The organism is Hungatella hominis (assembly GCF_014288005.1).
GTDB lineage: Bacteria > Bacillota > Clostridia > Lachnospirales > Lachnospiraceae > Hungatella > Hungatella effluvii.
This window is the reverse complement of the sequence record NZ_JACOPB010000041.1, coordinates 1-6,150: the sequence shown is the minus strand read 5'-3', so window position 1 is coordinate 6,150 and position 6,150 is coordinate 1. Positions and strand designations below refer to the sequence as shown.

The window sequence follows — 6,150 nt, the reverse complement described above, 5'->3', positions numbered from 1 at the left end:
CTGCTGAGAGGGAGGCTTATTTGGTTTATGCGTTTATTCTATATTGAGCACAATAAAAATTGAATTAAATAGTTATACATACCTCATTCTGAACAATCAATGCGTTATAGTAATTTAGCAATAAAACATATATCACCTACATTTAAAGCTGGATACTCCGCCGAAGGTAACCGTGGGTATATTACAATTTCAGGAAAAACAGTTACGCTAAATCTCGGTGTGTATTCAGACGTAGGTTTTGGAGCAGGTGATGTAGTTGCTTCGATACCAGTTGAATATGCACCATCTTTAGCCTTTGCAGCGGGATGTTATATAGGCTCGGATATCTACAAAATGGAATCTGTGGGGTACGCTTACGTTAACACTCTGGGAGAAATAGCAATCGGTGATAGTAACTTCACGAAACGAAAAATCGCACGGCTTGTAGTATCATACCAGATTGCTTAATAAATAATCATTAAATGATCATTTACTCCCATACTGTCCATGAACCTCCTACATATCGTCTGGTTGCAACTTTAGATGTACCAATAACAAACTGCCTGCCTAATGGAGTGCCATTATTATTATCATAAATACCTAGTATTACCCCCCAGCCCGCTCCATTTGCAATATTTGATAGGCTTAAATATGGCACTGCAGTCCAACCGGATACTTTAAAATGATTATTGGGATTATCCAGAAAAGATGGAGGTAAGTACTTAAACGTATATAGTAGTGTGTTAGCACTTGTTATGTTATCTAAATTACTATTGAGCACAGTATATAAGTCCATCAGCTCCTTGCCCTGAGCGGCCGAGAGAGGCAATTTCGAGTTATTAGTTACGCAGTTGTTGACAATCTGGCCGATCAGGCATACCCCTTTAAAAGCTGCTTTCATGTTACTTAATATTGTGGACAATTTCCCTTTACTTTTAATGTTATTGATTGCTGTCGCAGCATCTGGGACCGTGGTACTGCCAGAGTAATCCTCAAAAGTGGGAGTATCTAAATTTTTGAGTGCGGTATCAGCCTTATCCCAGTTGTTATTCTGATCCTGAACCGAGTAGAAATCACTTTCATCCGGTTTTTTGAAATTATAGTTTGCCGTATTAGTTGCCATTTGGTAACTCTCCTTTCGATAATTCATTGTGTGTCAGCTGTGCCAGCTCGGCATGCTGATAGGCTTGCAGTTCCTGGATTCTATTTTTAAGATGACCGCCACGAATCCTTTCGTGGGTATATGCCGCCAACTCTGCATGACTAAAAGTTCCAACTGCTCCATAGGTATTAAAAATATATTCGTACAGTACCTTCAAATGAGCCGGCACTGCCTCTTCTATCGTCTGTTTGATATCTGACATATTCCCGGGTATGCCCGATGTACCCGTGAAACGGACAGTAATTGTATACGAAGGAAAATTCTCCACGATATCAACAGCTGCGCTTGTGAAGCTTTCTGCTATGTTCTGGATCAGCGAAGCTGTGGTTGTTCCAGCTCCGGATATCTTCGCCTTAATTCTTTCCCGGCGGTATCGGTCTGATTTAGAGGAGTCTGGAATCAGCTCCAGCAACTGTTCAAACCTCGTAAGCGTATCCGAGGCAGATCCTACAAAACAGTTGTCGATAGTCTTATACATTCCTGTATTCAGACTGTCCACCTGATCTGACAAAATACTTTGCAGCGTCTTCATAGTTTCATTTTCGGAATAGTAGTCCGGAAGCAGTTTAATTAACTCCATAAGTCCTCACCCCCGAGAAGTCTACGGTTCCCATAACCGGAATGGCCTTATCAGCAATAATTACATTTGCCATGGCCCCATTCAATTTTAAGTTATCATAGTCCTGCACCCCCTCCGTGGCCAGGAGCAGGCTCCCGATCCTTGCATAACTGACACGATAGTCTGTAAATACCAGACCTTTCAGGTATATTTCCAGGGCTGCCTTAAATGCCCGCAGCACATCATCTTTGGCTTTGCTGCCGTCCAGGGTAACATCAGCCACGACGTTGACAGCCATGGGAGACGGGCTGTCGATCGTAACATCAGCTCCGATGGGGCGGACCGTTTCCATATAAGCCGACACTGCGCTTTCCAGAGATGTGTCTATATTTTTATCGTTGTCCACAATTAGGACTGTCACGGTACCAGGACCATTGTCCAGTGGAAACACCCTGGCATCTCCGACACCTGGCACATCTAAAGCCCATAACTTATAGTGGTATGCATTTCCTGATGTGGCTGGCAACTGCACTTTTTGCAGGAATCTCTCCCGCAGGGCTCCGTCCGTCTCCTCGTCAGCTCCTGCTGATATGATGTCAGTCAGTTCCGCGGTCACTCCCGTTATATTTGATATCGGCTGCACGGATCCTGAATACTGGTTTCCAATGTCACCCGGAGTTTCGCACTCAGCCTCGTACTCCGTACCAGACGCCAGTTCCCTTGTGACAGTATAGACCAGGGAGTTTAGCCCCCAGCGGCTGCCGATCGGAACTGCTCCTGTTGTTATCATTTTTCGCACTGCAGCGCTGGCCGTTTTCCTCGTTACACCGAATGCAGCTACTGCCCTGTCAAGATACTCGCCGACTGCGGTATCCGGAAAGACCAGATCCAGATAGTTTTCCAATTGGAAATTCTGCTGTGCCAGAAAGTACGCACACGGTGCCAGCGCATCATAAATAACGCTTCCTTCCCGCTTATCCACGCTGCCGGGTACTTTATTCAGCATGGCCTGCAGCAATTCTTCATACGTCATACAGGCACCTCCGTTTCTATTTCAATATCTCCATAAATACTGAAGACATTAAAAGAGCATTGGCACGTGTCCCCAGTAAAAGAAAAGCTGAATCCATCAACTTCCCGTATCCTGTCGTCACGCAACAATGCTTCCTGTATCATTCTCTTCATTTCTGCCCGTACATAGGGCTGCTCCTCTCCGATCAGTTCTTTCCATGCAATTCCATAACTGAAACTGTATACGGGGTACTCATACTGTTCGGTATCAAGTACCTTATAAATAGCCTGCTTTAATGCTTCCAGATCGTCTACGTACCCTTCTATCTTACAGGGCAATACTTTATAAGTCTTCCCTTCAAAGGTCTGTTCCCGGAGCACCATACCGGTTGTAAGTTCCATGTTATCCTCCTATCTGATATGGTTTCCCAATGATTTCCAGAATATAGTACTCCCGGCCGCCATCGTTACGGAGCAGCCGCACCTTGTCGCCACTGGCCAGTCTGGTTTTCATGTTCCCTGTTACCATGCTCATAGGAACTGGAAGATCTCCGACCATAACAGCACCCCCTTTGTACTCCCCGATCACTACCGCAGTCACCTTCCGGTTATTCAGGTAATTGTTTACTATCGTTTTTATGACATTAAACAGCTCGTTCGCTCCATTCCTGTCACTCACCAGCCATCACCTCAACTTTCATAGTGTGAACCGGCAGGAAATCGTGTGTAACCTTTTTCACGATCAGCCTGTGGCCCAGTCCAATCTCATTTATGCTTCCGTAGATGCTGTTTCCGGCACGCACCCGGAGATCTCCCAGGCATTCCAGTTTCAATGTTTCTTTCTCATGGTTATACAGTTTAAGAAGATTGTTCGCCCGCTCCTGTGCTTTTGCCGCATTATCAATCCCGGAAGCTGATGTTTCGAAATATTGGAGAAGGCCATACCGGTTTATGGATTCCTGATCAGCAGCGGCACCCACGTCCATTTTCTTGCTATTTTCATCTTTCCAGCCTACCTTGATCCGGTTGTAAAAATCATCATCAATGGATTTCTCCCAGCTGTAACCGGTGCACAAGCTCCGGTCTCCCAATACAAGCGGAAGCTGCAAATTTCGCATATTCCAGAGACATACAGATCCATACTCATCACGGACGCAATACATCTCCTGTGTCGCAATCAGCGTATCAGAGATGGCCTGCGTCACTTCATCAAGCCATGTTTTATCCGAATCTGCAACGGTCGGTAATACATATCCCGGTTCCTCCAGCGTACCGGGGTTCAGAGACAAAAAGGTGCACATATTCTGTACCAGGTTCTTCAGTGTCCCATTTTCCAGCACAATAATCTCCTTTGCTTTCGCATACCGTAGCTGGTCATAGACTTTAACCTTAATAATTCCGGATTCGTCGCCGGATACCTTAAAAACAGTTCCAAAAAAGATGCCATCAGCCTGATCGTTATCAGTCAGGCGAACAACATCTCCGTTTTGCAATATAAGATCATCATTGATATACGAGATATCCATGCTGCTGGATCCATCATTAAGAATATCCGACCAGGATATTTCCGTACACATGCCTGATATGTCGTATATATATCCTCCTGTTTCGACTAATACTTCCATATACACCTCCTATGATGGGATAGTGAATACCTGGCCCGGATAGATCAGGTTTGGATTCTTGATGCTGGGATTTGCTGACACAATTTTTTGATACTGGCTGCCATTCCCATAATACTTCTTAGCTATCCCCCACAGCGTATCTCCTGACTGTACTGTATGTGTTTTATTTGCAGTTACAGCTGGGTTCTCAGCAAGAGGCGTTTCTTCCTGTTTTACCGTAGCATCAGGAGTCTGGATAGCTACATACCTTTTTCCGGCCCCTTTATACTCTGTGAGTGTCAACGATATGTACTTATCCCCTTCTTCTCCTGCTTTTTCCACTACCTCTACACTCTTTACCAGTACCTTGACGCTGATATCATCTGAAATATCATTCGATGCAATGAACCGGATCGGCTTCTTATTCTTCTGAGCCTTCCGGAACATCTTCTCATAATAATCTGCATCAGCCTCTGCGCCCGGCTCCATATAATTGACGTCCTGACTGGGAAACTCTGCCTCAAAGCTATATTCTTCAAGTGAACAGTAAGAAGGGATGGAAACCTGTCCTTCCTCCAGCACCTGATACGTCTCGATATTAAGTTCTCTTGATCTCTTAATCTCCTCCGGATTGACCGGAAGCTTATATTTCTTGCTGCCATATTTGAAATATACTGAGTATGACATTAGGCCGGCACCCCCTCTGGAGCAGTTGCAATCATTTCTTTGAGCTGTTCAGATACATGACTCATAATGTTATCGGTATCTGCCTCTTTGGTGATCGGACCGCTGAATTCCACCTTGATATTTGGCGCAAGCGTATTTTGGGAGATGCGGGCAATATAATCGCGCTCTGCAAGCTTTCGCATCCACTCGATATCCTCTTCGTTTTCAACCTTTACTGCACCATTCTTTCCTTTACCCTTCACAGTTGCAGGACTTCCGTCTGTAGCAAACTGGCTGTAATCAATTCCTCCAGCATTTGGATCGATTGCTAAGGCGCTTCCAAAATCCCATTTGTCAATGAAATCCCCAACACCCTTTCCTTTTTCACTCCAATTATCCGCGGTCGACACAATATCTTTTGTATCCATGCGAAGATCGTCCAAAGATATATAATCATCAGACTTAAAACTGTCTCCCCAAGCCTGTATTTTATCCATAAATCCCCCAACTGCTCCAGCAAGATTTGAACCGAATACATCGTCTATGGCTTTTGCAATACTCTGGATAATTGATAATACACTGGTTGCCATATTAACAAAGAGGTTAACAACTGCGGCTAACGGGTCGTTAAATACATTCGCCAGGAACTCTGCGAATGAAACAAAAATGTTCCATAAATTCGCTACAATATTGTACCCTGTCGCATAAAAAGCCCCAAGCAGACCACCAATAAAACCAAATATATCAGCAAATGTAGCCCCTGTGGAAATTAAAGCTAAAACAATTGCCCCTAATGTTGCTATAATTAAAATTAACGGCCAGTTTGCAGCAAGAGTAGCTCCAGCTGCTACAAGCATCTGACCGGCCCATAAGCCTGCCATAATAATAGCAACCGCAAAAAAAGTTCTTACAATGGGATCACCTCGAATAAATGCATCAATCAGCCAGTTGGCTCCCTCCGCAATTGCTGCAATACCTTCATTCAATGCAGCCAGAAGTGTCTGCGCTCCACTGCTATTCAGCAGGGTATTTAGCTTTTCCATTGTGGGACCGAAAGCCTCCAATGCGTTATTTGCCATAAGCTGCCCGACATCGGCAAAAGTCATTGGCATTTCTGCAAATTTGTCATTAATATCGTCAGCAGCCGTAAACATTGCATTCTTAATAAT

8 protein-coding genes are annotated in these 6,150 nt (G+C 44.5%); all 8 read right to left on the bottom strand.

The window, feature by feature from the left end:
* Positions 1-469: 469 nt before the first annotated feature.
* Complete coding sequence (locus H8S75_RS31950) at positions 470-1,102, bottom strand: hypothetical protein (RefSeq protein WP_187024921.1); 633 nt, start codon at positions 1,100-1,102, stop codon at positions 470-472.
* Positions 1,092-1,721, bottom strand: coding sequence for a putative phage tail protein (locus tag H8S75_RS31945; RefSeq protein ID WP_187024920.1), 630 nt, complete (start codon positions 1,719-1,721; stop codon positions 1,092-1,094). The genes H8S75_RS31950 and H8S75_RS31945 overlap by 11 nt, the downstream gene beginning before the upstream one ends.
* A complete protein-coding gene (locus H8S75_RS31940; RefSeq protein WP_187024919.1) occupies positions 1,708-2,733 on the bottom strand; it encodes a baseplate J/gp47 family protein in 1,026 nt (341 codons plus the stop codon). The genes H8S75_RS31945 and H8S75_RS31940 overlap by 14 nt, the downstream gene beginning before the upstream one ends.
* A complete protein-coding gene (locus H8S75_RS31935) occupies positions 2,730-3,113 on the bottom strand; it encodes a DUF2634 domain-containing protein (RefSeq protein WP_187024918.1) in 384 nt (127 codons plus the stop codon). Before H8S75_RS31935 ends, H8S75_RS31940 begins: the two co-directional genes overlap by 4 nt.
* 1 nt (position 3,114) lies before the next feature.
* Complete coding sequence (locus H8S75_RS31930) at positions 3,115-3,390, bottom strand: DNA helicase (RefSeq protein WP_156832392.1); 276 nt, start codon at positions 3,388-3,390, stop codon at positions 3,115-3,117.
* The gene (locus H8S75_RS31925; RefSeq protein WP_187024917.1) at positions 3,383-4,336 is read right to left on the bottom strand and encodes an XkdQ/YqbQ family protein; all 954 of its coding nucleotides are present in this window, start codon (positions 4,334-4,336) and stop codon (positions 3,383-3,385) included. Before H8S75_RS31925 ends, H8S75_RS31930 begins: the two co-directional genes overlap by 8 nt.
* Positions 4,337-4,345: 9 nt before the next feature.
* Positions 4,346-5,002: a LysM peptidoglycan-binding domain-containing protein gene (locus H8S75_RS31920; RefSeq protein ID WP_187024916.1), complete on the bottom strand. Its 657-nt coding sequence runs from the start codon at positions 5,000-5,002 to the stop codon at positions 4,346-4,348.
* On the bottom strand, positions 5,002-6,150 hold a 1,149-nt coding region (locus H8S75_RS31915; protein WP_490400387.1), incomplete at its 5' end, for an ABC-2 family transporter permease. The genes H8S75_RS31920 and H8S75_RS31915, both read right to left, overlap by 1 nt.